General features: G+C 71.6%; 29 protein-coding genes. 8 read left to right on the top strand and 21 right to left on the bottom strand.

What is annotated here, in order from left to right:
- Nucleotide 1 precedes the first annotated feature (1 nt).
- Genes carA through pyrR form a run of 4 tightly spaced genes read right to left on the bottom strand, consistent with a single transcriptional unit; the run spans nt 2 to nt 4,099 of the window.
- Nucleotides 2–1,180, bottom strand: coding sequence for a glutamine-hydrolyzing carbamoyl-phosphate synthase small subunit (carA, locus tag N801_RS03450; protein WP_035932804.1), 1,179 nt, complete (start codon nt 1,178–1,180; stop codon nt 2–4).
- Nucleotides 1,177–2,469: a dihydroorotase gene (locus tag N801_RS03445; protein ID WP_035932907.1), complete on the bottom strand. Its 1,293-nt coding sequence runs from the start codon at nt 2,467–2,469 to the stop codon at nt 1,177–1,179. Before N801_RS03445 ends, carA begins: the two co-directional genes overlap by 4 nt.
- A complete protein-coding gene (locus tag N801_RS03440) occupies nt 2,466–3,473 on the bottom strand; it encodes an aspartate carbamoyltransferase catalytic subunit (RefSeq protein WP_035932905.1) in 1,008 nt (335 codons plus the stop codon). The genes N801_RS03445 and N801_RS03440 overlap by 4 nt, the downstream gene beginning before the upstream one ends.
- An 11-nt stretch (nt 3,474–3,484) precedes the next feature.
- Complete coding sequence (pyrR, locus tag N801_RS03435; RefSeq protein WP_084108101.1) at nt 3,485–4,099, bottom strand: bifunctional pyr operon transcriptional regulator/uracil phosphoribosyltransferase PyrR; 615 nt, start codon at nt 4,097–4,099, stop codon at nt 3,485–3,487.
- A 200-nt stretch (nt 4,100–4,299) separates the two neighbouring features.
- On the opposite strand from pyrR, the gene N801_RS03430 reads away from it, so the two are divergent.
- Entirely contained in the window at nt 4,300–4,482 is a 183-nt protein-coding gene (locus tag N801_RS03430) for a hypothetical protein (protein WP_035932802.1), read from the top strand.
- 22 nt (nt 4,483–4,504) lie between these two features.
- On the opposite strand, the gene N801_RS03425 is transcribed toward N801_RS03430, so the two are convergent.
- From N801_RS03425 to N801_RS21690, 7 genes are all read right to left on the bottom strand, one after another.
- Nucleotides 4,505–4,975, bottom strand: coding sequence for a universal stress protein (locus N801_RS03425; RefSeq protein WP_035932800.1), 471 nt, complete (start codon nt 4,973–4,975; stop codon nt 4,505–4,507).
- 4 nt (nt 4,976–4,979) lie between these two features.
- Nucleotides 4,980–6,437 (bottom strand): APC family permease, encoded by a 1,458-nt coding sequence (locus N801_RS03420; RefSeq protein ID WP_052112549.1) that lies wholly within the window; start codon nt 6,435–6,437, stop codon nt 4,980–4,982.
- Between the two features lie 110 nt (nt 6,438–6,547).
- Nucleotides 6,548–7,036 (bottom strand): GNAT family N-acetyltransferase, encoded by a 489-nt coding sequence (locus N801_RS03415; protein ID WP_035932798.1) that lies wholly within the window; start codon nt 7,034–7,036, stop codon nt 6,548–6,550.
- Nucleotides 7,036–7,446: a transcription antitermination factor NusB gene (gene nusB, locus N801_RS03410; protein ID WP_035932796.1), complete on the bottom strand. Its 411-nt coding sequence runs from the start codon at nt 7,444–7,446 to the stop codon at nt 7,036–7,038. Before nusB ends, N801_RS03415 begins: the two co-directional genes overlap by 1 nt.
- Before the next feature lie 3 nt (nt 7,447–7,449).
- Complete coding sequence (gene efp, locus N801_RS03405; protein ID WP_035932795.1) at nt 7,450–8,010, bottom strand: elongation factor P; 561 nt, start codon at nt 8,008–8,010, stop codon at nt 7,450–7,452.
- A 151-nt stretch (nt 8,011–8,161) separates the two neighbouring features.
- On the bottom strand, nt 8,162–8,770 hold the full coding sequence (locus N801_RS03400; protein WP_084108099.1) for an NYN domain-containing protein: 609 nt from the start codon (nt 8,768–8,770) through the stop codon (nt 8,162–8,164).
- Nucleotides 8,771–8,796: 26 nt separating this feature from the next.
- Nucleotides 8,797–8,919, bottom strand: coding sequence for a hypothetical protein (locus N801_RS21690; protein ID WP_281175656.1), 123 nt, complete (start codon nt 8,917–8,919; stop codon nt 8,797–8,799).
- A 244-nt stretch (nt 8,920–9,163) separates the two neighbouring features.
- Between N801_RS21690 and N801_RS03395 the strand changes: the two genes are divergently transcribed.
- The 3 genes from N801_RS03395 (at nt 9,164) to N801_RS03385 (ending at nt 12,439) form a co-directional block, all read left to right on the top strand.
- Complete coding sequence (locus N801_RS03395; RefSeq protein WP_035932794.1) at nt 9,164–10,744, top strand: FMN-binding glutamate synthase family protein; 1,581 nt, start codon at nt 9,164–9,166, stop codon at nt 10,742–10,744.
- Nucleotides 10,745–10,891: 147 nt separating this feature from the next.
- Complete coding sequence (locus N801_RS03390; RefSeq protein WP_156996437.1) at nt 10,892–11,632, top strand: hypothetical protein; 741 nt, start codon at nt 10,892–10,894, stop codon at nt 11,630–11,632.
- A 51-nt stretch (nt 11,633–11,683) separates the two neighbouring features.
- Complete coding sequence (locus N801_RS03385) at nt 11,684–12,439, top strand: YqjF family protein (protein ID WP_342666892.1); 756 nt, start codon at nt 11,684–11,686, stop codon at nt 12,437–12,439.
- Nucleotides 12,440–12,492: 53 nt separating this feature from the next.
- On the opposite strand, the gene N801_RS03380 is transcribed toward N801_RS03385, so the two are convergent.
- On the bottom strand, nt 12,493–13,053 hold the full coding sequence (locus tag N801_RS03380) for a sugar O-acetyltransferase (protein ID WP_035932790.1): 561 nt from the start codon (nt 13,051–13,053) through the stop codon (nt 12,493–12,495).
- Nucleotides 13,054–13,170: 117 nt separating this feature from the next.
- Here N801_RS03380 and N801_RS03375 point away from each other — a divergent pair, with 117 nt between their 5' ends.
- Complete coding sequence (locus tag N801_RS03375; protein ID WP_052112548.1) at nt 13,171–13,590, top strand: ATP-binding protein; 420 nt, start codon at nt 13,171–13,173, stop codon at nt 13,588–13,590.
- Between the two features lies 1 nt (nt 13,591).
- A complete protein-coding gene (locus tag N801_RS21685; RefSeq protein WP_281175655.1) occupies nt 13,592–13,717 on the top strand; it encodes a hypothetical protein in 126 nt (41 codons plus the stop codon).
- Between the two features lie 35 nt (nt 13,718–13,752).
- Here the strand turns inward: N801_RS21685 and N801_RS03370 are convergent, their stop codons facing one another.
- Nucleotides 13,753–14,178, bottom strand: coding sequence for a nuclear transport factor 2 family protein (locus tag N801_RS03370; protein WP_035932787.1), 426 nt, complete (start codon nt 14,176–14,178; stop codon nt 13,753–13,755).
- Nucleotides 14,179–14,294: 116 nt separating this feature from the next.
- Between N801_RS03370 and N801_RS03365 the strand changes: the two genes are divergently transcribed.
- Nucleotides 14,295–15,026: a DinB family protein gene (locus N801_RS03365; protein ID WP_035932785.1), complete on the top strand. Its 732-nt coding sequence runs from the start codon at nt 14,295–14,297 to the stop codon at nt 15,024–15,026.
- A 28-nt stretch (nt 15,027–15,054) separates the two neighbouring features.
- On the opposite strand, the gene aroB is transcribed toward N801_RS03365, so the two are convergent.
- From aroB to aroC, 3 genes are read right to left on the bottom strand one after another with little or no spacing between them, the layout of a single operon-like run.
- Nucleotides 15,055–16,119 carry a 3-dehydroquinate synthase gene (gene aroB / locus N801_RS03360; RefSeq protein ID WP_035932783.1) on the bottom strand — a complete coding sequence of 355 codons (1,065 nt, stop codon included), beginning with the start codon at nt 16,117–16,119 and terminating at the stop codon, nt 15,055–15,057.
- On the bottom strand, nt 16,116–16,637 hold the full coding sequence (locus tag N801_RS03355) for a shikimate kinase (protein ID WP_035932782.1): 522 nt from the start codon (nt 16,635–16,637) through the stop codon (nt 16,116–16,118). Before N801_RS03355 ends, aroB begins: the two co-directional genes overlap by 4 nt.
- A complete protein-coding gene (gene aroC, locus N801_RS03350; RefSeq protein WP_035932779.1) occupies nt 16,631–17,854 on the bottom strand; it encodes a chorismate synthase in 1,224 nt (407 codons plus the stop codon). The genes N801_RS03355 and aroC overlap by 7 nt, the downstream gene beginning before the upstream one ends.
- A gap of 120 nt (nt 17,855–17,974) precedes the next feature.
- Here aroC and N801_RS03345 point away from each other — a divergent pair, with 120 nt between their 5' ends.
- Nucleotides 17,975–18,736: an ArsR/SmtB family transcription factor gene (locus N801_RS03345; RefSeq protein WP_035932776.1), complete on the top strand. Its 762-nt coding sequence runs from the start codon at nt 17,975–17,977 to the stop codon at nt 18,734–18,736.
- A 40-nt stretch (nt 18,737–18,776) separates the two neighbouring features.
- On the opposite strand, the gene N801_RS03340 is transcribed toward N801_RS03345, so the two are convergent.
- Genes N801_RS03340 through ruvX form a run of 5 tightly spaced genes read right to left on the bottom strand, consistent with a single transcriptional unit; the run spans nt 18,777 to nt 23,400 of the window.
- Entirely contained in the window at nt 18,777–20,249 is a 1,473-nt protein-coding gene (locus N801_RS03340) for a cryptochrome/photolyase family protein (protein WP_035932774.1), read from the bottom strand.
- A gap of 16 nt (nt 20,250–20,265) precedes the next feature.
- On the bottom strand, nt 20,266–20,964 hold the full coding sequence (locus N801_RS03335) for a prepilin peptidase (protein WP_052112547.1): 699 nt from the start codon (nt 20,962–20,964) through the stop codon (nt 20,266–20,268).
- Complete coding sequence (locus N801_RS03330; protein ID WP_342666891.1) at nt 20,964–21,806, bottom strand: shikimate dehydrogenase; 843 nt, start codon at nt 21,804–21,806, stop codon at nt 20,964–20,966. Before N801_RS03330 ends, N801_RS03335 begins: the two co-directional genes overlap by 1 nt.
- Entirely contained in the window at nt 21,800–22,945 is a 1,146-nt protein-coding gene (mltG, locus tag N801_RS03325; protein WP_052112546.1) for an endolytic transglycosylase MltG, read from the bottom strand. Before mltG ends, N801_RS03330 begins: the two co-directional genes overlap by 7 nt.
- Entirely contained in the window at nt 22,942–23,400 is a 459-nt protein-coding gene (ruvX, locus tag N801_RS03320; protein ID WP_245618186.1) for a Holliday junction resolvase RuvX, read from the bottom strand. Before ruvX ends, mltG begins: the two co-directional genes overlap by 4 nt.
- Between the last annotated feature and the right edge of the window lie 24 nt (nt 23,401–23,424).

Raw genomic sequence — 23,424 nt, 5'->3', positions numbered from 1 at the left:
GTCAGGCGCTCACCTTCCGGGAGTCGAGCAGTTCGATGAAGCGGTCGAAGAGGTATGCCGCGTCGTGCGGTCCCGCCGCCGCCTCCGGGTGGTACTGGACGGAGAAGGCGGTGAGGGCCCCCGAGTCGGAGCGCAGCTCCAGCCCCTCGACGACGTCGTCGTTGAGGCAGACGTGGGAGACCCGCGCCGTCCCGAACGGGGTGTCGCTGTCGCGGTCGAGCGGTGCGTCGACCGCGAAGCCGTGGTTGTGCGAGGTCACCTCGACCTTGCCGGTGCTGCGGTCCAGGACGGGCTGGTTGATGCCCCGGTGGCCGTAGCGGAGCTTGTAGGTCCCGAAACCCAGCGCGCGGCCGAGCAGCTGGTTGCCGAAGCAGATGCCGAAGAACGGGACCCCCGCACCGAGGACCTCGCGCAGCACGCCGACCGCGTGGTCGGCGGCGGCCGGGTCGCCCGGTCCGTTGCTGAAGAAGACCCCGTCGAGGCCGTGGGCGTCCTCGAGCGCGGCGAGGTCGGCCCAGGTCGAGCCGGCCGGGAGGACGTGCACCTCGATCCCGCGCGCGGCCATGAGCTGGGGGGTCATCGCCTTGATGCCCAGGTCGAGGGCCGCGACGGTGAACCGCTTCTCCCCCCGTGCCTCCACGACGTATGCCGTGTCCGTGCTGACCTCGTCGGCCAGGGAGGCGCCGAGCATCTCGGGCGCAGCGGTGACGCGCTCGAGGAGGTGCGCGGCCGGCATACCGGCCGACTCCCCGGAGAAGATCCCGACCCGCATCGCCCCGCGCTCCCGCAGGTGGCGGGTGAGCGCCCGGGTGTCGATGTCGCAGATCCCGACGACCCCCTGCGCGACGAGCTCGTCCTCGAGGGAGCGCTGCGAGCGCCAGCTCGAGGGGCGGATGGAGGGGTCGCGCACGACGTAGCCGGACACCCAGATGCGCGAGGACTCGTCGTCCTCGTCGTTCCAGCCGGTGTTGCCCACGTGCGGGGCCGTCATGACGACGACCTGGCGGTGGTAGCTGGGGTCGGTGAGCGTCTCCTGGTAGCCGGTCATCGCGGTGCAGAACACGGCCTCGCCGAGGGTCTCGCCCCGGCTGCCGTACGCGTGACCGGCGAAGGTGCGTCCGTCCTCGAGGACGAGCACGGCGGGTTCGCGGGTCTGGAGTGCCTTCGTCGTGCCGCTCATGCTGACTCCTCGGGCGAGGCCGTGACCCGGCCGCGCAGGATGGTCGTGTGGACGGCACCGGTGAAGCTCATGCCGTGCCATGGATTGTTGCGGGACAACGACTTCGACGCGGCGGCGTCCACCGTGTGCCCGCCGTCGGTGTCGACGAGGACGAGGTTGGCGGGGGCACCCACCTCGATCGCCCGCCCGTGGTCCGACAGGCCGGCGATGCGCGCCGGTGCGAGCGACATCCGGTCGGCGAGCCCGGCGAGGTCGAGGGCGCCGGAGCGGACCATCGTGTCGTGGACGACGGCGAAGGCCGTCTCCAGCCCGAGCATGCCGAAGGCCGCGTCGACGAACGCGTGCTCCTTGTCGTGGCGGGCGTGCGGTGCGTGGTCGGTCGCGACCGCGTCGATGGTGCCGTCCGCGAGGGCGGCCCGGAGGACCTCGACGTCCTCGCGGGGGCGCAGCGGCGGGTTGACCTTGAACGTCGGGTCGTAGCCGCTGAGCCGGTCCTGCGTGAGGAGGAGGTGGTGGGGCGTCACCTCGGCGGTGAGGTGGATGCCGGCGGACTTGGCCCAGCGGACGACCTCGACCCCCTCGGCGGTGCTCACGTGCGCGACGTGCACCCGGGACCCGGTGTGCCGGGCGAGCTGCGCGTCCCGGGCGATGATGCTCGACTCGGCGACGGCCGGCCAGCCCGGGAGGCCGAGGCGCCCCGAGAGCTCGCCCTCGTGGCAGCACGCGGCCGAGCCGGCGAGCGTGGGGTCCTGGCTGTGCTGGCTGACGACGCCGCCGAAGGCGCGGACGTACTCGAGGGCGCGCCGCATCACCCGGGCGTCGTGGACGCATCGTCCGTCGTCGGAGAACACGGAGACGCGTGCGCGAGAGCGGTGCATGAGGGCGAGCTCGGCCAGCTCCTCCCCCGCCAGCGCCTTGGTGACCGCGCCCACCGGCTGGACGTCGACGAGGCCGGCCGCCCGCCCGAGGTCGAGGACCCGCTCGGCGGCCTCGGCGGTGTCGGTGACCGGGCTCGTGTTGGCCATGGCGAGGACGGCGGTGAACCCGCCCGCGGCGGCGGCCGCGGAGCCGGTCGCGATGGTCTCGGCGTCCTCGCGGCCGGGCTCGCGCAGGTGGGTGTGGAGGTCGACGAAGCCGGGCAGGAGGGTCAGGCCGTCCGCGGCGAGGCGCTCGACGTCCGAGGGGGCGTCGAGGCCGGAGCCGATCTCGGCGACCACACCGTCGCGGACGAGGACGTCGACGGCGTCGCCACCCAGCGGGCGGGCGCCGGTGATGAGGAGGGCGCTCATGCCGCGCTCCCCGCCCACGCAGAGCGTGGGACCCGTGCAGCAGCGTCAGCCCCGCCGTCGGCGCCGGCCAGCAGGTGGTAGAGCACGCTCATCCGCACCGCGACACCGGCGCTCACCTGGTCGAGGACGAGGCTCTGGGCGGCGTCGGCGGCGTCCGCGCTGATCTCGAGTCCGCGGTTCATGGGGCCGGGGTGGCAGATGACGATCTCCGGGTTGAGGTCGGTGAGACGGGCGAGGCGGTCGCGGGTGAGGCCGTAGCCGACGGTGTACTCACGGGCCGTGGGGAAGTAGCCGCCGCTCATCCGTTCCTTCTGGACGCGGAGCATCATCAGCGCGTCGACCGGGCGGGCGCCCTCGCCGCCGAGGACCGCGTCGAGGTCGTGGCCGACGGTGAAGCCGTCCCGGTGGGCCCACGACGTGATCCCGCTCGGCATGAGGGTCGGTGGCGCCACGAGCGTGACGGCCGCACCGAGCCGGCGCAGGGAGATGAGGTTGGAGCGCAGGACGCGGGAGTGGGTGAGGTCGCCGACGATGGCGACGTGCCGGCCCTCGAGGGAGCCGAGGCGCCGCTCCATCGTGTAGGCGTCGAGCAGGGCCTGGGTGGGGTGCTCGTGGGTGCCGTCGCCGGCGTTGATGACGTGCGCGTCGACCCACCCGGCGACCTGGTGGCAGGCGCCGGACGCCCCGTGACGGATGACGAACGCGTCGACCCCCATGGCGTCGATGGTCCGCACGGTGTCGCGCAGGGACTCGCCCTTGGAGGTCGCCGAGCCCTTGCCGGTGATGTTGATGGTGTCCGCGGACATCCACTTGCCGGCGATCTCGAACGAGCTGCGGGTGCGGGTCGAGTCCTCGAAGAAGAGGTTGATGATCGTGCGACCCCGCAGGGTGGGGATCTTCTTCACCTCGCGGTGCTGGACCTCGTGCATCTGGGTCGCGGTGTCGAGGATCGTCCGGATCGCGGCGGCGTCGAGGTCGGACATCGAGAGGAGGTGGCGCGGCATGCGCGTGCTGGTCACCGCACGCCCCCGGTGATCGTCACGCTGTCGGCGTCGTCGAAGTCCGCGAGCCGGACGCGCACCGTCTCGCTCTGCGACGTCGGGAGGTTCTTTCCGACGTGGTCGGCCCGGATCGGCAGCTCGCGGTGGCCCCGGTCGACGAGGACGGCGAGCCGGACCGCGGCCGGGCGGCCGTGGTCGGCGAGGGCGTCGAGCGCCGCGCGGACCGTGCGGCCGCTGTAGAGGACGTCGTCGACGAGGACGACGACCTTGCCGTCGACGCCGGAGTCGGGGATCTCGGTGGGCATCGGCGCCCGGGTCGGCTGGCGGCGCAGGTCGTCGCGGTACATCGTGATGTCGAGGCTGCCGACGGGGATCGCGCTCCCCTCGACCTCGGCGATGATCGCCGCGAGCCGGCGGGCGAGCGGCACGCCACGGGAGGGGATGCCGAGCAGGACGAGACCGTCGGCGCCCTTGTTGGCCTCGAGGATCTCGTGGGCGATGCGGCGCAGGGCCCGGGAGATATCGCCGGCTCCGAGGACCGTCCTCCCCTCGCCGGTCGCGGGGGTGGACTCACTCGAGGAGCTCTGAGTCTGATCTGAGCTCGGTGGCACAGCGGTGTCAGGACACATGGGTGTCGTGACCTCCTTCCCTGCCTCACGGGACAGGTCGTTAAAGGATGTCGGTCGGGGTCACTGTAGCCAGTGAACGGCCACCCGTCGCAACCGGCCCCGGCGCGCGTCCACGACGTGGGACGCATAACGCGGTGCTATGCCAGACCAAAGTGAACATGATGTAATGACGGCACTCCCACACCGACGAAGGAGGCACCGTGCACCCGCAGACGACACCCCAGGCCGCGGCGGCGTGCCCCTCCCCCGTGTCGGAGGGGTCGCTGTTTCCGCCGCGGGACGCGGACGCCGAGACCTTCCGGGCGTGGCTGGCCCGGGCGGCGTGGCCCGAGGTCGTCTTCGGCGCACGTCTCCCCACCACCGAGACGGCTCGCCGAGCCTGACGGCCGGGCCGCGAGGGAGGTGTCAGGCCTTCTTGCGAGACGGCTTGCGGGCCGGGCGGACGACGAGGACGGGGCACGGGGCGTACTGCTGGACGCGCTGGGCCGTGCTCCCGAGCAGGATCGTGTCGGTGATCCCGCGCGAGCCGCTCGCCACGATGACGAGCCCCGCACCGAGCTGCCCGGCCGCCTTGATGATCTCGTTGGCCGGCGAGCCGCTGCGCACGCGCGGGGTCACCTTGGGACCCCACCCGTCGAACACGGCGGCGATCGCCTCGGTCGCGGCGAGCGCCTCCGCCCGGAACGACGCGTGCTCGAGCGAGCTCATCGTCGAGGCGCCCCCTCCCAGCTCGTTGGAGAACGACACCGCGGCCAGGGGCCGGACCACCGCGATGACCGACACCGCGCTGATCTTGCCGGGGTCGAGGATCGTCGTGGCATAGCGGGCGGCGGTCAGCGACTGCTTGGAGCCGTCGGTGGCGATGATGACGTGCATGTCCTCACACTCCGGTCGTGGTGTCTGACGTGGACAGGTCGGTGTCGGTCCGGTCGGGGTCGGTCTCGTCCGGGTCGGCGCCGCGGTGACCGAAGATCTTCTCGGCGACGAACAGGGCACCGCCGAGGACGAGCAGTCCGGCGCACCACCAGAGGGACCCCGGGTCGTCGACGACGACGTAGGCGAGGAGCAGCACGTTGCCGAGGATGCCGATCCACAGCAACGGCGTCGGGGCGTGGTAGACGTCCTCGCGCTCCTCCTGTCCGCGCAGCTTGAGCGCCGAGATGATGACGAGGGCGTAGATGAAGAGCGTGAAGACCACCGTGACCAGCGCGAGCCGCTCGACGACGTCGACGCCGACGCCCACCCGGTTGAGCAGGGCCCCGACGAGCAGCAGCCCGCAGACGACGGCGGCGGCGAAGATGAGCGCCACCCACGGGCTGCGACGGGTCGCGTGGATCCTGCCGAACGCTCCGGGGACGACGTCCTCGCGCGACATCCCGTAGAGGATGCGCGACTGGGTGACGACCGCGACGAGGGTCGTGTTGGTGATCGCGGTCATCGCGATGACGGCGAAGAGCATCGTCATGATGCCGACGGGCACCGGGAGCACGCCGGCCTTGACGACCTCGAGCAGCGCGGCGTCCGACTCCGCGAGCGTGCCGACCGGGACGACGAGCGCCGCGGTGACGGCGACGACGACGTAGATGATGCCGGCGGCGAGCATGCCCCCGACCAGTGCCCTGGGGAAGGTCCGTGACGGCTCGACCGTCTCCTCGGCGACGTTGGCGGCGTTCTCGAACCCGGTCATGGCGAAGAACGCCAGCGCCACACCGGCGATGACGGCGAACACCGGGCTCTGGTCGCCGGTGTCGAACTGGGTCAGCGTCCCGAAGTCCGCCTTGCCCTGCGCGACGTAGACGATGCCGATGATGACGACGATGACGAGGCCGGCGATCTCGACGAAGGTCATCACCATGTTGGCGACGACCGACTCGGTGATCCCGATGAAGTTGACGACGGCGAGGATGAGGATGAAGACGATCGTCACGAGCAGCGCCGGGGGCATGTCCCACACCTGCGCGAAGTAGCTCGAGAACCCGGTCGCGAGCGATCCGGCCGCGGCGAAGCTCGCCGAGAGCATGCAGACGGTGATGAGGAAGGTCAGCGGGCGGTTGCCGAACGCCTTGTTGACGTACAGCGCGGCGCCGGCGGCCTTGGGGTACTTGGTGACCAGCTCGGCGTACGCGAGGCCGGTGATCGTCGCGATGGTGATGCCCACGGCGAAGGCGATCCAGAACGCTCCCCCGACGGCTGCGGCGACGAGGCCGATGAGGACGTAGATCCCCGATCCCAGCACGTCACCGAGGACGTAGAAGAAGAGCAGGCGTCCGGTGATGGACCGCTTGAGCCCGTCGTCGTCTGCCTGGGTGACAGGTCGTGCGTCCGTCTCGTCGATCACGAGGTCCCCCGTTCGTGCCCGCCCTTCCGGCGGACTTCGTTCCGTCGAACCTAGGCGAGGAACGAGGGGTGCGCGCGGGCAAGAGACGGCCTTTCTTGGCCGGTCGGCTCTCAGACCGGCCGGGACATGGCGACGCGACGACCGTGCCACAGCAGCCCGGCCTCCTCCTCCGCGAGCCGCAGGGGCGCCATCCACGGCGGCTCGGGCGCCAGCTCGACGAAGCCGTGGCGGGCATAGAAGGGTGCGTTCCACGGCACGTCGGCGTAGGTGCGCAGGGTGACCCGTCGGCCGCCGCGCGAGGCGACCTCACGGCATACGGCATCGAGCAGGGCCGTGCCCCACCCGCGGCGGCCGTGGGCCGGGTCGACGACGAGCTGCTCGAGGTGCCAGCGCCCCGCGAGGTCGACGACGTGGGCGAAGCCGACCACGGGCTCCCCCACCACGAGGACGAAGCCCGGCTCAGCGGCGCGTTCCTCGCCCGACGGAGGCGGTGGCCAGTCCACGTCACCGAAGACGGTGTCGAACAACCGGTCCCCGGACGCCTCGACGGCCGCCAACCTCGCAAGGTCGGCGGCCGTCGCGGTGCGGACGTGGGGCATCAGGCCAGGGTGGGCTTGACCTCGGCCAGGCGCGCGAGCAGTCCGTTGACGAACTTCGGCGAGTCGTCGGTCGAGAGCTCGGTCGCGAGCGCGACCGCCTCGCTGATCGCGACACCCTCCGGCACCTCGGCGAAGAGGACCTCGTACGCGCCGAGACGAAGGATGGCGCGGTCCACGGCGGGCATCCGCTCGAGGGTCCAGCCCTGCGAGTACGTCGTGAGGAGGTCGTTGATCTGCGTCCAGTTGTCGACGACGCCGACGACGAGGTCGGCGGTGAACTCCGTGAGCGGCGCCTCGGTCACCGGGGCGGCGAGGCGCTCCTTGAGGAGGTCACGGGCGTTGACCTGACGCTGCTCGGCCTCGAAGAGGAGGTCGATCGCGCGCTTGCGCGCCTTGCTGCGTGCGGCCACAGGTCAGTTGACCCGACCGAGGTAGGACCCGTCGCGCGTGTCCACCTTGACCTTGTCACCGGTGTTGAGGAAGAGCGGGACGCCGATCTCGGCGCCCGTCTCGAGGGTGGCGGGCTTGGTGCCCCCGGTCGAGCGGTCGCCCTGCAGGCCCGGCTCGGTGTACTGGATCTCGAGGACGACCGACGCGGGCAGCTCGATGAAGAGCACGTTGCCCTCGTGCCGGGCGACGATCGCGTCCTGGTTCTCGAGCATGAACTTCGCGGCGTCCCCGACGACCGCCGGCGTCACCGTGATCTGGTCGAAGGTGTCGCCGTCCATGAAGACGTAGTCGGTTCCGTCGTTGTAGAGGTACTGCATGTTGCGCTTGTCGACGCTGGCCGTCTCGACCTTGGTGCCGGCGTTGAACGTCTTGTCGACGACCTTGCCCGAGAGCACGTGCTTGAGCTTGGTCCGCACGAAGGCCGGGCCCTTGCCGGGCTTGACGTGCTGGAACTCCACCACGGTCCACAGCTGGCCCTCGAGGTTGAGGACGAGGCCGTTCTTGAGGTCGTTCGTCGATGCCACGTGTGTGTCGCTTTCGCTGGAGGTCGAGGATCCCGTATGCCGTCGCGCCGGGCGCGCACGAACGTCCCGGAGGACTGGGGTGCCGGAGTCGCGGGCGAGTCTAACGGTCGCGGACACCCCTCCCCGAATCGCCGACGCGGGAAGCGGCGGCTCAGAGGAACTGCGCCGGGTCGAACTCCTCGATGGGGATGACCCGGATGCGCGGCAGCGGTGACGTGAACGCCTTGACGTCGAACTCGAGGTCGAAGCTCTCCAGGCCGTCGGCCTGCAGCGCCGTGAACCCGCTGTTGCGGAACTCGCGGAACGCCATCACCCCGACCCGTCGCTCGTCCTCGAGCAGCCCCTCGAGCTCCTCGAGGAAGTCACCGTCGTGGCTGACGAGCATGACGTCGGCGTCGCGGTCGCGGATGGCGCGCAGGGTGCGCTGGATCGCGACGTCGACCACCTTGACGTCGGAGTCACCGGACAGCGGGACCGGCTGGAACCCCAGCGCCTTGAGGGCCTGGATGAAGGACATCGGCATGCCGGAGCTGGCGTTGAGGAAGAACAGCCCCCGCACCTCCTGGCCCCAGGTGTCCCTGGCGAAGGTGAGGAGGCGGTCCCAGCGGGGCCGCTCGTCGGGCTGCGGGCGCCGGCCGAGGATCGACGTGCCGAGGGTGGCGTCGATGTTCTCGCCGTCGACGAGGAGGTAGGTCAGCACGTCGCTGCCGCCGTCGTCGGTCGAGGACGCGGACGGGGGCGGGGACTGCGCGGCTGCCATGCCCGGAGTCTAGGCGGCCCGCGGTCTCAGACGCCGATGGTCAGGTTGGCGACGTAGCCCGACGACGCGTCATCGGTGACGGTCGCGAGCTGGTGGACGCCGCCGGCGTCGCCGAAGACGGTGTCGGAGGGGAGCGAGGTCCGCTGCATGGTGCGGACGCTGTCGTCGTGGCCCGCGGTGGCGTAGACGGCGGCGCAGGGCGGCGGTCGAGGAGCGTGGCGACGTCGAACTCGAGCCCGCGGTCGTGGTCCGGGTGCGGCTGCTGCGGGAGGTGTCGTTCGCTCAGGTGCGCCACCCTCCCGGGGAAGGCCGTCACCGAGGTGTCCGTTCCTGTGCGCCTCCGTGAGCGCGTAACCCGGGCACCGGGCCCCCGCCGGGGGCAGACTGCGGGACATGAAAGCGAAGTCGCTCATCGGTGTCGCCGTCGCAGGTCTGGCCGGGGTTGCGGTCCGTGACCTGACGCAGAAGAAGCACGCCCTCAAGCGGAACTTCCCGGTGATCGCGCACGCGAGGTACGCGTTGGAGCGGGTCGGGCCCGAGCTGAGGCAGTACATCGTCACGAGCAACGACGAGGACCGGCCCTTCTCACGCGACCAGCGAAGCTGGGTCTACGCGAGCAGCAAGAAGGAGAACAACTACGTCGGGTTCGGCACCGACAACGACGTCGAGCACCTCGAGAACTACCCGATCGTCAAGCACCGCACCTTCTCCCCGTCCGCACCCTCGACCGCCGTGGCCCACGGGCACGCAGACGACGAGCTGTCGCTCCCCTCGGCGAAGGTCCTCGGAGGACCGCGCGGACGCACCCACGCGTTCCGCCCGAGCTCGGTGGTCAACGTCTCCGCGATGAGCTTCGGCGCACTCTCCGGTCCCGCCATCGAGGCGTTGAACCGGGGCGCGGCCCTCGCCGGCGCGATGCACAACACGGGCGAGGGCGGCCTGTCCGAGCACCACCGCAAGGGTGGCGACCTCATCTTCCAGATCGGCACGGCCTACTTCGGGTGTCGCGACGAGCAGGGCCGGTTCGACCTCGCCAGGCTCGTCGACCTCGTCCAGTCGGCCCCGGTGCGTGCCATCGAGGTCAAGCTCAGCCAGGGGGCCAAACCCGGACTGGGCGGGCTGCTCCCGGCGGCGAAGATCACCGAGGAGATCAGCGCGATCCGGGGCATCCCCATGGGCGTCGACTGCGCCAGTCCCTCCCGCCACTCGGAGTTCGACAGCGTCGACTCGATGCTCGACTGGGTGGAGCGGGTCGCCGACGCCACGGGACTGCCCGTCGGCATCAAGTCCGCCGTCGGCGAGCTCGACTTCTGGGAGCACCTCGCGCAGGAGATGTCGAGCCGGACCCGCGGGGTCGACTTCGTCACGGTCGACGGCGGCGAGGGCGGCACCGGAGCAGCGCCGCTCGTCTTCACCGACTCGGTCGCCCTCCCCTACCGGGTGGGTTTCGCCCGCGTCTATGCGGAGTTCGCCAAGGCCGGCCTCACCGACGACCTCACCTTCATCGGCAGCGGCAAGCTCGGGCTCCCGGCCAACGCTCTCGTCGCGTTCGCCCTGGGCGCGGACATGCTCAACGTCGCCCGCGAGGCGATGCTCGCCGTCGGCTGCATCCAGTCGCAGAAGTGCCACACCGACCACTGCCCCACCGGCGTCGCGACCCAGAACCCCTGGCTCGTGCGGGGACTGGACCCGACCCTGAAGTCGGTGCGGCTCGCCAACTACCTCCAGACGCTGCGCCGGGACCTGCTCAAGGTCTCGGAGTCGTGCGGGGTCGCCCACCCGGGCCTCATCGACGCCGACGCCGTCGAGATCCTCGACGGCAACCGCCGTGGCACTGCGCTGCGCGAGGTCTACGGCTACGAGCCGGGCTGGGGTTCGCTGGGCCCGGCGCTCACCGAGGAGATCACGTCGATCATGTGGCCGCAGCGCGACCTGGACACCGAGGCTCCGGAGTCCACCACCGCCACCGCCTGACCCCGCCCCCGAAGGGACGTGTCGTTCCCGGGGGCGGCCACGGCACCACCCGGGTTGCCCATGGACGTGGCCGGAGGGGCCGGAGAAGACTCGATCGAGCCGGGCCCTGACGGTAGACGACACACTCGACTGGTGAGGAGTCCCGACATGACGACCCCTTGGTGGAGGCGCGCAGCGATGCTCGTCGCCCTCGTCCTCCCCGTGTTCCTCGGCCCCCTCCCGGCGGCCCGCGCCGATGCCGGTGGGGTCCAGCTCAAGCCGATCGGCACCCCGTCGTGGCAGCCGGTCGACTGTCACCTCTTCTCGGCGCCCGTCGGCACCGCAGCGTCGGGCTATGCCGAAGCGTCCGACACGGTCGGCCGACTGTTGCCGCCTCCCGACCACGTGCCACGACCGCCGTTGCTGGCCATCGGGCCCGGGGCTGCGCACACGCCCCCCTACGACACCGAGCTGGGAGACGGCATACGGGCCCTGGGCTTCCACCGGGGTCATCGGTTCACCGCCTCGGAGTTCTCCGAGGGCGCGGGAGTCTTCCTCGTGTGCATGGTCGTTCCCGACCCCGGGGTCGTCGGGTCGTCGCCGGACTTCGCCTCGGGCCCGATCATCCCCAACTCGACGTTCCCGATCCACGTCGAGGGTGTGGCCACCCGGAACGGCGACCCGTTCGACCCCTTCCTCACGAACTTCGACGTGCCGCCGCTCACCACCTCGATCGACCCGGCGTTCGACGTGGACGGCCACAGTCATTTCCCCATCTTCGTCGCCACGAACGCGGACTTCGGCCCCGCGGACAGCGACCTCCGGGGTCGATACGTCTACCGCTTCACGATGGTCGACGCGTCGGGCGCGGGCTGGACGGTTGGGGCGCACTTCGTCGTCAGGCCGTAGGACGACCGACGCCCCGGCCCACGGCCCCCGGCCTTCTGCCTACGGTGGAGCGTGAGCCATCCAGCCATCGAGCCCGTCTCCACGATCGCACCGGACCTGCGTGGTCCGGTCATGATGACCCAGAGCTGGCAGGACCTGACGTTCCTGCACTGGGCGGTCGAACCGGGAGCCGTCGCGCACCGGATGCCACCCGGCGTTCGCCCGGACACCCTTGGTGGTGTCACGTACGTCGGACTGATCCCGTTCCGGATGGTCGGCGCCGGAATCGCCCGCGGTCCCGGGGTCCCGTGGCTGGGGTCGTTCCTCGAGACGAACGTGCGGCTCTACTCCGTCGACGACACCGGCCGCCGTGGCATCGTGTTCCTCAGCCTCGACGCCGACCGCGCGGCGGTGGTGGTCGGCGCACGGGCGGCGTTCGGGTTGCCGTACCGCTGGGCGCGGATGAGCCACGGAGTGAGCGGTGACGTGCACACGTACGACGTCCGACTCCACCGTCGCGGCAGGTCGCCGGAGAGCCAGGTGGTCGTCCGCGCCGGTGGACGGCGCGAGAGCACCGAGCTGGACGACTTCCTCAGCGCTCGCTGGGGACTTCACGTGCACGCGTGGGGCCGGACCCTGTACGTCCCCAACCGCCACCAGGCCTGGCCACTGCACGACGCGGAGGTGCTCTCCCTGCACGACGAGCTGATGGCATCAGTGGGGCTGCCGGATCTCGCGGCACGTCCACCCGACCATGTGGCGTTCAGTCCCGGGGTGCGCACCCAGTTCGGCTTCCCCGGGGACGCGAGCCGACCCCGGCGCCACTGATCCCCGACGTCCGGGGAGCGACTCCGGCTGTGGCGGGGCTGGCAGAGCCCGGCTCACAGTTCGCGGACGACCCTCGCAGGCGAGCCGACGGCGACCACTCCGGCCGGGAGGTCCCGGGTCACGACGGACCCCGCTCCGACGACCGTGTCGGCCCCGATGGTCACGCCGGGACAGACGATGACGCCTCCGCCGAGCCAGACGTTGTCGCCGATGGCGATGGGCTCTGCGGCCTCCCACTTGTCTCGGCGGGGCTGTGGGGCGAGAGGGTGGGTGGCGGTGAGCAGCTGCACGTTCGGGCCGATCTGCACGTCGTCGCCGATGGTCACCGTGGCGACATCGAGGAAGATCGCGCCCCAGTTGACGAAGCATCGTGCTCCGACCGTCGTCTGGTAGCCGTAGTCACACTGCAACGGCGGACGGACCTCACTGCCCTCACCGAACCCTCCGAACAGCTCCACCAGCAGTCGTCGGCGCGCGTGCGCGTCATGCGGGTCCATCGTGTTGAGCCGATGCGTCAACCGCTGAGCGCGCTGCGACTCCTGCGTGAGGACGGGGTCGTCTGCGATGTACGGCTCGCCACCCAGCATCCGTTCACGCATGCTCTTCTCGGTCATCCGGCAACCGTACCCAGCCCCTCAGCCTCGATCAGGGCGCACGGCGCACGGGCACGGGCACGGGCACTGGGAGGCGTGGAGCCGAGTCAAGTCCCCCGCAGTGGGTATGGAGCCCCCGTGGTGACAACCCCAGCCGACGCGGGCGTGGCGACCACTCAGCTGTGGTTCCTGCCATCCGAGCCGGGATCTGCTGGGCTGCTGCGCCAGCTCCTCCGCGCCCTTCTCGAGCCCTCACCGCCGCAGTGGGCCGAGGACGCAGTGCTCGTGGCGAGCGAGGTCGTGACCAACGCCGTGCTCCATGGTGAAGGACCGGTGATGGTGCGGGCGCGGCGGAGTCCGGGCCTGCTGCGAGTCGAGATCACCGATGTCGGCGCGGCGCTGCCTCACCCGACGTTCACCGCCGAGGACGCGGAGGACGGCAGGGGGCTGCTCATCGTGGAGGCACTGGCAGCGCGATGGGGCGTGGATGCGGCGCATCCGGAACCCGGAAAGACGGTGTGGTTCGAGATGGGCACCGCGCCCAGCGGCGCGCAGTGAGATGAGGTTCGACCTGGTCACGCGGGCCTCACCCGAGCAGGTCCTCGAGGCGATGACGGACTTCACGGATCGCCGGCTCACGATCTGGAGCGCGCTCGACCCCGGGATCTACGGCGACATGGCCTGATGCGTCGCGGGGCCACCATCCACGATGACTCCGTGTCAGCGGGTTGGGGCGCTCCGTCCTGGGGCGTCACCTGTCATTCGCTGGACCGCCTCGTCGATGGTCTCCTCCGGAGCTTCCACGGGCTCGAGGTAGAGCCGGCCCCAGCTGATCCGGCCGTCACGGACACCGACGATGATGACGCCGGCCATGTCGAGGAGGCTTCCGTCCCGTCGCGTGCCGGTCCATCGCCACTCCGACCATCCCTCGCCTTCGTCCTGGCAGTGACGCACGAGGTCAGCCGCGAAGTCGGGCACCCCCGAGAAGATGGCCGACCAGTTCGTCCGGACCTGGTCACGACCACCGAAGCCGCGACCCGGATGAGCGGGTTGTTCGCTTCGGTAGTCCTCGTGGAAGCACTCCAGCAAGGCGTCGATGTCGTGACGGTTCATCGCATCCCGAAGACGGGTCAGCGCTGTCATCATCAGTCCTCCTCGGACCCATTGTCGTCCCCGCGCCACGACCAGGTCCAGGTCCGCGCGCGTCACCCGGTGTCCGGCTGTCGACCCGGACTGTCCGCGCCAGCGGTGATGATGAAGCGATGACGACCTACTCGGGTACGAAGGAGTTCGAGGGCGCGACCTTCGTCAACGTGAGCTTCAAGGGCGCCACCCTGCGATTCGCCGATGTCAGCGGCGTGACGATGCGCGGCGTCGACGTGGACGGACTCGACATCGACAGCCACGACCTGTTCTTCGGCAGCCTCGTCGTCAACGGGGTCGACGTGGTGCCACTCGTCGATGCCGAGCTCAACCGGCGGTTCCCGGGACGCGAGCTGCAGAAGGCGCGGACGCCCGAAGGCCTGCGTGCGGGTTGGGGCGCCGTTCAGGCCGCGTGGCAGACGACGGTCCTGGACACGCCGCCGGACCTGGTGGATGCCCACATCGAGGACGAGTGGTCCCTGGCACAGACCCTGCGGCACCTCATCCTGGCGACCGACGCCTGGCTCCGCGGCGGGATTCTGCGGATGCAGCAGCCGTTCCACGAGATCGGCCAGATCTTCACCGGTGCCGACGAGATGGGCTTCGACATGTCGATCTTCCGCGCGGAGCCACCGACCTATGCGGAGATCCTTGCGGTCCGTGCCGAGCGCCAGCGCCTGGTGACCGACTTCCTCGTCACGGTCACGCCGGAGCTGCTCGCGGAGGAGCGCGAGGACCCGTGGGGTCGCGGTGACTGGCGTCCCAGCGTCGGCGACTGCCTTCGCGTGATCCTGGAGGAGGAGTGGGCGCACCTGCGCTCCATCCGTCGGGATCTGGACCGTCTGCGTTGAGCCGGAACCAGCCAGCCGAGCCGGCGGCTCAGTGCGAGAGGGCGGCGTATGCCGTGTGCAGCTGTTCCGTGGTCGGGCCCTCCAACCGGGTCGGCCGGGCCACGTCCTCGAGGACGACGAAGCGGAGCAGCGCTCCCCGCGTCTTCTTGTCGCGGCGCATCGCCGCCTCGAGCTCGTCCCAGCGTCCCGGCCCGTAGGACGTCGGCAGCCCCACCGACGTGAGAACCTCACGGTGGCGGTCGACGACGTCGCGCGCCAACACCCCTGCAGCACAGGCAAGCTCGGCGGCGAAGACCATGCCGATCGCGACGGCCTCGCCGTGGCGCCGGCGGTAGTGCTCGACGTGCTCGATGGCGTGCCCGAAGGTGTGCCCGTAGTTGAGGATCTCGCGCAGCGAGGACTCCTTGAGGTCGACGCTCACGACGTCGGCCTTGACCCGGATGGCACGCTCGATGAGCTCGAGCGTGTGGGGTCCGTCGGGCCGGGTGGCCGCGTCGGGGTCAGCGGCCACGAGGTCGAGGATCACCGGGTCGACGATGAAGCCCGCCTTGACGACCTCGGCCAGGCCGGCGACGTAGTCCGCTCGCGGCAGCGTCGCGAGGACGTCGGGGTCGCAGAGGACGGCCCGGGGCGGGTGGAAGGACCCCACGAGGTTCTTGCCCTCGGCCGTGTTGATCCCCGTCTTGCCACCGACGGCGGCGTCGACCATGCCGAGCAGCGTCGTCGGCACCTGCACCACCGGGACACCGCGCAGCCACGTGGCGGCGACGAACCCGGCGAGGTCGGTGACGGTGCCTCCCCCGACGCCGACGACGACGTCGGTCCGGGTGAAGCCGTGCCGGCCGAGCACCGCCCACAGCTCGGAGGCGACCGCAGCGGTCTTGGCGTCCTCGGCGTCCGGCACGGGTGCGGCATACGCCTCCACACCGTCCGCGCGCAGTGCGGTGGTGACCTGCTCACCCAGCGCGCGCATCGAGTGGGTGTGGACGACGAGGGCCCGCCGCACGCCCTCGCCGATGACGTCGGAGACCCGCCGCGAGCAGCCACCCTCGAGGACGACGTCGTAGGCGTCGCCGACGGGGACCACGCTCACCGGGCCGCCCCGAGGTGCTCGACGATCTCGGCGACGACGTCGGCGACGTCTCGCCCCGCGGTGTCGACCCGCACGGTCGCCACGGCCTCGTACGTCGGCCGCCGCTCGTTCATCATCCTGGTCCACGTCGCGCGTGGGTTGATGGCGAGCAGCGGTCGGCTGCCGTCGAAGCCCACCCGCTTGGCGGCGTCGGCGATCCCGACGTCGAGGAAGACGACGACGTGGCCGGCGAGGACCTCGCGGGTGTCGGCGTCCATCGGGGCGCCTCCACCGAGGGCGACGACGCCCGGCTCGGACGCGACGGCCCGGGCGACCTCGGCACGCTCCAGGGCGCGGAAGGCCGGCTCACCGTCGAGGACGAAGATGTCGGAGATCGAGCAGCCCTGCTCGCTCTCGATGGCGGTGTCGGTGTCGTGGAACGCCACCCCGAGGGCGTCAGCGAGCGCCTGCCCGATCGTGGACTTCCCGGCGCCGGGCGGGCCGACGAGGACGGCAACCGGGCGGCTCTCGCTCACCACGAGCGCATCGTCTCGGGGATCGCGGAGAGGTAGGCCGCGTGGTTGCGTCGCGTCTCGCCGACCGAGTCGCCGCCGAACTTCTCGAGGCAGGCCTCGGCGAGGACGAGGGCGACCATGGCCTCGGCGACGACTCCGGCGGCGGGGACGGCCGACACGTCGGAGCGCTGGTGGATCGCCTTCGCCTCGCCCTCCCCCGTCGTGTCGATGGTGTCGAGGGCGCGGGGCACCGTCGAGATCGGCTTCATCGCGGCCCGGACGCGCAGCACGTCACCGGTGGACATCCCGCCCTCGGTGCCGCCGGCGCGACCCGTGCGCCGGCGGATCGTGCCGGTCTCGTCGCGCTCCATCTCGTCATGGGCGGCCGACCCCCGGCGGCCTGCGGTGCGGAACCCGTCGCCGACCTCGACCCCCTTGATCGCCTGGATCCCCATGAGGGCGCCGGCGAGCCTGGAGTCGAGCCGGCGGTCCCAGTGCACGTGCGACCCCAGCCCCGGCGGCAGCCCGTAGGCGAGGACCTCGACGACCCCGCCCAGGGTGTCGCCGGCCTTCTTGGCCGCGTCGACCTCGGCGACCATCGCCTCCGACCCGGGCCCGTCGAGCGTCCGGACCGGGTTCGCGTCGATCTCGTCGACCTGGTCCGGCGTGGGCAGCGCGGCGTCGTCGGCCACCCCGGCCGGCCCCATGGAGACGGTGTGCGAGACGAGGCGGATGCCGTACGCCTGGGCGAGGAAGCGGGCGGCGACCTCACCGAGGGCGACCCGGGCCGCGGTCTCCCGGGCCGAGGCCCGCTCGAGCACCGGGCGGGCGTCGTCGAAGGCGTACTTCTGCATGCCGACGAGGTCGGCGTGCCCGGGACGCGGGCGCGTGAGTGCCCGGTTGCGGGCCACCTCCTTCTCGGCGTTCACGTCGTTCGACGCGGCGTACGCGTCGTCGGAGACGGGGTCGGCGGACATCACGGTCTGCCACTTGGGCCACTCGGTGTTGCCGATGCGGATCGCCACGGGCGACCCCATGGTCACCCCGTGCCGGACGCCCCCGAGGAACTCGACCTCGTCCTGCTCGAAGGCCATCCGCGCCCCCCGCCCGTAGCCGAGGCGGCGGCGGGCGAGCGCCCCGGCGAGGTCGTCACGGGTCACCTCGACCCCGGCCGGGAGTCCGTCGATCGTCGCGAGGAGCGCGGGGCCGTGCGACTCGCCTGCGGTCAGCCATCGGAGCATGCCGTGATCCTCCCACGGGCCCCGCGCCGCGGGTCGGCCGCGGTCGGAGCATGGTCGTCGCCCACGCCGTCCCCGGCCCGCCCCTTGACAGGAAACCTCATGGTTTCCTATCGTCGTCCTGTGGACCTCATCTTCCGGGCGCTGGCCGACCCGACCCGACGGGCGCTGCTCGACGCGCTCTTCGTCGCCGACGGCCAGTCGCTGGCCGCCCTCGCCGGCGGCTTCGACATGACGCGCATCGGCGTCGCCAAGCACCTCGGCCTCCTCGAGGAGGCCGGCCTGGTCGTGTCCCGGCGACGCGGACGGGAGAAGCTGCACTTCCTCAACCCGGTCGGCATCCGGCAGGTCCACGACCGTTGGGTCAGCAAGTACACCGAGCCCTGGGCCGCCGGCCTCGTCGGGCTGCGCACCGAGCTGGAGGAGGAGCACGTGACGACGACGAAGGTCTTCGAGATCTACATCCGGACCACACCCGAGCGGCTGTGGCACGCCATCACCGACCCGGAGGTCCGCCGTCGGTTCCACTTCGGCAGCTCGCTGACGTCGGACTGGACCCCGGGCTCGCCCTACGCCCTCACCCACGCCGGGGTCGAGGGCGCACTCGTCGACGGCGAGAACCTCGTCGTGGACCCGCCGCACCGCCTCGTCCAGAGCTTCCACGCCCACTGGGACGACGACGCGGAGTCCGCGGGCACGTCACGGGTGACGTGGGAGATCGAGCCGGTGGGCGACTCGTGCCGCCTCACCCTCGTGCACGACCAGCTGCCCGAGGGCGTCAGCGAGGCCCTCCACGGCGGCTGGCCGATGGTGCTCTCCGGCCTCAAGACGTGGCTCGAGACCGGCACCGAGCTCACCACCCCCGGCTCCCTGATGTACGGCTGAGCCGGACCCCCATTCGCGCCGCGCGGGACGAGTGCCCCGTTCACGGCGCCCGGTTGCCCCGCTCCCGCTCCTGCTCGACGAGAGGACCGAGGTCCGTGAGCCGGTCGAGCCCCTGCACGGCGCGCGCCATCCGCGGGTTGCCCGCCAGCGCCTCCCGGTTGCGGTCGAGGAACCACCAGTAGCCCGCCGTGAACGGACAGGCGTTCTCACCGACCCGCACCCGCGGGTTGAACCGGCACGAGCCGCAGTGGTCGCTCATCGTGTTGATGTAGGCCCCGCCGGAGGTGTAGGGCTTCGTCGCCATCACTCCCCCGTCGGCGTGCTGTGACATGCCGACGACGTTGGGGACCATGACCCAGTCGTAGCCGTCGACGAACGCGCGGTGGAACCAGTCGGTCACCTGCGTCGGCGCCCACCCCCGTTGCAGCGCGTACGAGCCGAGCACCATGAGCCGGGGGATGTGGTGCACCCACCCGTGGGTCGCGACCTGGTCGAGGGTGTGCGACAGGCACCGCGCGTCGGTGGCAGCGGAGTCCAGCTCGGCGAACCACTGCGGCATCCGCTCGGTCGCCCGCAGCGCGTTGCGGCGCCGGTAGCCCTCGCCCTGGTGCCAGTACAGGTGCCAGACGTAGTCCCGCCAGCCGATGACCTGCCGGACGAAGCCCTCGACGGCGGCCACGGGCGCGTCCCCGGCGAGGTGGGCCACCTCCGCCCGCGCGACGACCTCGAGCGGGTCGAGCAGCCCGAGGTTGAGGGGCACGCTGAGGAGGCTGTGCGCCATCCACGGGTCACCCTCGAGGATCGCGTCCTCGTGCGCACCGAAGTCCGCCAGCCGGTGCTCGACGAAGTGCTCCAGTGCCTCCAGCGCCTCGGCCCTGGTGGCGGCGAACCGCCGCGGACCGTCCCGGCCGATGAAGCCCACGTCACCGTCCTGCTCCCAGCGGTCGAGGTCCTCGCGGACCTCCGCGTCGATGTCGTCCTCGGTCGGCCACCACGGTTCGGCGACCCCGAGCGAGCTCGCACCCTTCGGTGGGGGCTCCCGGTTGTCGTGGTCGAAGTTCCACCTCCCGCCCGCCGGCTCGGTCCCGTCCATGAGGACGCCGTGCCGGCGGCGCGCGTCCTGGTAGAAGTCCTCCATGAGCAGCCGCCGCCCACCCCGACCCTGCGCCCACCGGGTGAAGTCCTCACGACTGGTCGCGAACCCGCGCGGGTCGAGCACGTCGACGCCGAGGCGGCGCACCAGTCCGAGGGCGGCATACGAGCTGGGGTGCACGACCTCGACGTCCTCGAGCGTCCCGACGACCTCCGCGTACGTGTCCGCGCGGTGGTAGGTCGCGCGGCCCTCCAGCTCGGCGGCGCGGTGCCTCATCGCGGACAGCACGAGGTGCGCCTTGGCACGGTGGAAGCGGGTCCGCGTGAAGACCGCCCGTGACTCGACCATGACGACCGGCCCGTCGTGGTCGTCGATGAAGTGCGGCCCGAGCTGGTCACCGAACACCCAGCGCGTCGTCATGAGGGAACGCTAGCCGTCAGCGGCCGAGGAACCCGTCGTAGAAGGGCTCGGTGACCGCGAGCGCGACGAACAGGCCCGCGCACATGAACGGGCCGAAGGCCATCGCGGTCTTCCGTCCGGCTCGCCCGGTGACGAGGAGCACCGCGGCTCCGACGCCCCCGAGGAGGAACGCGGCCATGGTCCCCACGACGACGTGCCCGACGGAGAACCAGCCGAGCAGCAGCCCGATGGTCGGTGCGAGCTGGATGTCGCCGCCACCGAACCCCCCGCCGGGCAGGAACGCGACGACGAGGTAGCAGGCCATGAGGACCGCGCCGCAGACCACGGCGGTCAGCAGCCGGCCCCACTCCCCCGTCGCGATCGTCGGCGGCAGCAGGAGCAGCGCGAACGCCGGCAGCGCCGGCCGGGTGAGCCCGACCGGGAGCCGGTGCACGTCGATGTCGATCCAGACGAGGCACACCGTGAGCCAGGCGAACAGCAGGTATGCCGGCAGCGCGGCATACGCCGCCGTGTCGCCGACCGAGAACGCGGCGACGAGGGCGAGGGCCGCGAGCAGGGGGGCGACCCACCACGACGGGGGCGTCGCGTGGGACGCCTCGTCCTCGCGGATGCGGTAGCCGCCGGTGGCCAGCTCACGGGCCGTGAGACGACCGACGACGACGGCGCCGACCACGAGGGCGACGACCAGCAGGGACGTCACGAGCCGTGAGTCCATCAGGCACCCACCTCGCGGCGCGCGGCCTCGGCCATCGCCTCGAGCGGGGCCGCGCGGCCGGTGAAGAGCTCGACCTGGAGCGCCGCCTGGCGGACGAGCATCTCCAATCCGGAGACGACGTCGGCGCCGTGGGCCTGCGCGGCACGCGCCAACGGCGTCGGCCACTCGGCGTAGACGACGTCGAGCAGGGTCACACCACCGAGGTCGGTCCGGTCGTGCTCGAGCAGCGCACCGACGGCGGTGCTGGCCGACGGCGGGAGCGTCGAGACGACGAGGCGTCCCGGCTCGCGCACCCAGTGCTCCAGCGGGACGTGCCCGGCCGCGACACCGTGCGACTCGAACAGAGCGACGACGGCAGCCGCGGCCTCGGTGTTGCGGGCCGCGACGCGGACCTCGCGCACGCCCAGGTCGACGAGCGCCAGGGCGGCCGAACGGCTCGTGGCGCCCGAGCCCAGCAGGGTGGCACGGTCGTCGTGCCCGTCGACGGCGAGCGCTGCGTCGAGCGCTGCGTCCAGCGCGCCGGCGAGGCCGGCGACGTCGGTGTTGTGTCCGTCCCACCCCCCGTCCGTCCTGCGCACGAGGGTGTTGACCGCGCCCGCGTCGCGGGCGACGTCGGACACGGTCGCGGCGACGTCGAACGCGGCCTCCTTGAGCGGCATCGTCAGGCTGAGTCCCCGCCACGACTCGTCGAGCCCGGCCACGACCCCTGCCAGCTCGTCGGCGGTCACCTCACGACGCGTGTAGGTCCAGTCGGTGAGTCCGAGCGCGGCATACGCCGTCGTGTGCAGGAGAGGAGAGAGCGAGTGCGCGACCGGCGACCCGAGGACGGCCGCCCTCAGCACTTGTCCTTGTTCTGCGAGCACCACGCGTTGAACTCCTGGACGTTGCGGTCGTGCTCGGCCTGGGTCGCGGCGAACTTCGTCTCCCCGGTGTCGGGGTTGACGGCGACGAAGAAGAACCACGGCCCGTCGGCGGGCTTGGCCGCGGCCTCGATGGAGGCGGCGCCCGGGTTGTTGATGGGGCCGGGAGGCAGCCCCTTGACCCGGTAGGTGTTGTACGGGCTGTTCGAGGCACGCGCCGCGTCGGAGGTCCCGGCGCGGCCGCGCTTCTGCTCGATGTAGTGGACGGTCGAGTCCATCTGGAGCAGCCCCACGGTCGGACCGTTGGGGTCGGCGAGACGGTTCTCGATGACCCGCGCGACCTTGGCGCGGTCGGCGTCACCGTTGACCTCGCCCTCGATGATCGAGGCGACGGTGAGGATCCGGGTGTAGTCCTTGGGCTGGACGCCGGCCTTCTTGAGCTCGGAGAGGGTCAGCGCGACCATCTGCTTGAGCTGGGCCGCGGCCGGAGTGTTCTTGTCGAACTCGTAGCTCGAGGGGCGGCCGCCGGCCTCCGCGGGCAGGCCCAGCGCTGCGGGGTCCTTGAGCGCGGCCTGGTAGTCCGCGACGGGCACTCCCGTGGCCTTGCTGAGGCGCTGGATGATCTCGCTGACCCACAGCCCCTCGGGGATCGTCTGACGCGCGACGCTGCGGTTGGCGGGGTCGACCAGCGCGGTGAACGCGTCGATCGCCTTCATGCCCTTCTTCAGCGTGTACGTGCCGGGCTGGATCTGCGCGCTGCCCTGCGGGTCGGCGGCGGAGGCGTCGAGGTAGGCCGTACGCGTCTTGACGACGCCGGCGGACTTGAGGGCGGTGGCGATCGACTCACCCGTGTCGCCCTGCTTGACCGTCACGGTCACCTCCTCGTCGCCCGGGCCGGGGAAGTCCTCGGCCCCGCTGTCGCCGTCGCCGAGGATCGACGCGACGACGGGGCGCAGCAGGGTGAAGGCAGTGGCCGTGGCGGCACCGACGAGGACGAGGGCCACGATGAGGACCAGCACGCTGCGGCCTTTGCTGCGCTTCTGCCGCGGGCGCCGCCGTCGGCGCGGCTCGTGGTGCTCGGGCTCCCCGAAGAGAGTCGTCTCGAGGTGTTCGTGGCTCACCGTGGCCCGTCCTTCATCTTCGGCCTGCGCCGTTTGTGGATGACCGGCTCGCCCGGTGGGCGACCCGCACTGCGTTCCTCGTCCAGAGCGGCCTGGAGGATCAGCACCGCCGCGGCCTGGTCGACCACGGCTCGCTGTCGCCGCCCGGACACTCCACTCTCGCGCAGTGCCCGGTGAGCGTCCACACTCGTGAGGCGTTCGTCGACGAGACGGACGCCCACGGGTGCGATCCGGCGGGCCAACTCCGCAGCATACGTGCGGGCAGCCTGCGCAGCGGCGCCCTCGGCCCCCGCGAGGGTGCGTGGCAGGCCCACGACGACCTCGACGGCGCCACGCTCGGTGCACAGGGCGACGACCTCGCTCACGTCGTCGGTGTCCGGGTGGCCGTCCGGCCACCGTCGCGCCAGCGTCTCGTGCGGCGTCGCGAGGATCCCCGCGGGGTCGCTGATGGCCACGCCGACACGCACCGTGCCGACATC

Source organism: Knoellia aerolata DSM 18566, from assembly GCF_000768695.1.
In the GTDB taxonomy this organism is placed as follows: Bacteria; Actinomycetota; Actinomycetes; order Actinomycetales; family Dermatophilaceae; genus Knoellia; species Knoellia aerolata.
Note: the sequence above shows the minus strand (reverse complement) of the source record. Positions and strands in the feature narration are given on the sequence as shown.

Excerpts from the sequence above, each read along its gene's own strand:
- aroC (WP_035932779.1), bottom strand. The coding sequence starts at position 17,854 with ATGCTCCGATGGCTGACCGCAGGCGAGTCGCACGGCCCCGCGCTCCTC.
- carA (WP_035932804.1), bottom strand. The coding sequence starts at position 1,180 with ATGAGCGGCACGACGAAGGCACTCCAGACCCGCGAACCCGCCGTGCTC.
- N801_RS03380 (WP_035932790.1), bottom strand. The coding sequence starts at position 13,053 with ATGACCGAGAAGAGCATGCGTGAACGGATGCTGGGTGGCGAGCCGTAC.
- N801_RS03440 (WP_035932905.1), bottom strand. The coding sequence starts at position 3,473 with ATGCCGCGCCACCTCCTCTCGATGTCCGACCTCGACGCCGCCGCGATC.
- N801_RS03425 (WP_035932800.1), bottom strand. The coding sequence starts at position 4,975 with ATGCACGTCATCATCGCCACCGACGGCTCCAAGCAGTCGCTGACCGCC.
- N801_RS03390 (WP_156996437.1), top strand. The coding sequence starts at position 10,892 with ATGACGACCCCTTGGTGGAGGCGCGCAGCGATGCTCGTCGCCCTCGTC.
- N801_RS03365 (WP_035932785.1), top strand. The coding sequence starts at position 14,295 with ATGACGACCTACTCGGGTACGAAGGAGTTCGAGGGCGCGACCTTCGTC.
- N801_RS03400 (WP_084108099.1), bottom strand. The coding sequence starts at position 8,770 with ATGGCAGCCGCGCAGTCCCCGCCCCCGTCCGCGTCCTCGACCGACGAC.
- N801_RS03445 (WP_035932907.1), bottom strand. The coding sequence starts at position 2,469 with ATGAGCGCCCTCCTCATCACCGGCGCCCGCCCGCTGGGTGGCGACGCC.
- N801_RS03395 (WP_035932794.1), top strand. The coding sequence starts at position 9,164 with ATGAAAGCGAAGTCGCTCATCGGTGTCGCCGTCGCAGGTCTGGCCGGG.
- N801_RS21685 (WP_281175655.1), top strand. The coding sequence starts at position 13,592 with ATGAGGTTCGACCTGGTCACGCGGGCCTCACCCGAGCAGGTCCTCGAG.
- N801_RS21690 (WP_281175656.1), bottom strand. The coding sequence starts at position 8,919 with ATGCAGCGGACCTCGCTCCCCTCCGACACCGTCTTCGGCGACGCCGGC.
- N801_RS03340 (WP_035932774.1), bottom strand. The coding sequence starts at position 20,249 with ATGACGACGCGCTGGGTGTTCGGTGACCAGCTCGGGCCGCACTTCATC.
- N801_RS03415 (WP_035932798.1), bottom strand. The coding sequence starts at position 7,036 with ATGCCCCACGTCCGCACCGCGACGGCCGCCGACCTTGCGAGGTTGGCG.
- pyrR (WP_084108101.1), bottom strand. The coding sequence starts at position 4,099 with ATGTGTCCTGACACCGCTGTGCCACCGAGCTCAGATCAGACTCAGAGC.
- N801_RS03370 (WP_035932787.1), bottom strand. The coding sequence starts at position 14,178 with ATGATGACAGCGCTGACCCGTCTTCGGGATGCGATGAACCGTCACGAC.
- N801_RS03335 (WP_052112547.1), bottom strand. The coding sequence starts at position 20,964 with ATGGACTCACGGCTCGTGACGTCCCTGCTGGTCGTCGCCCTCGTGGTC.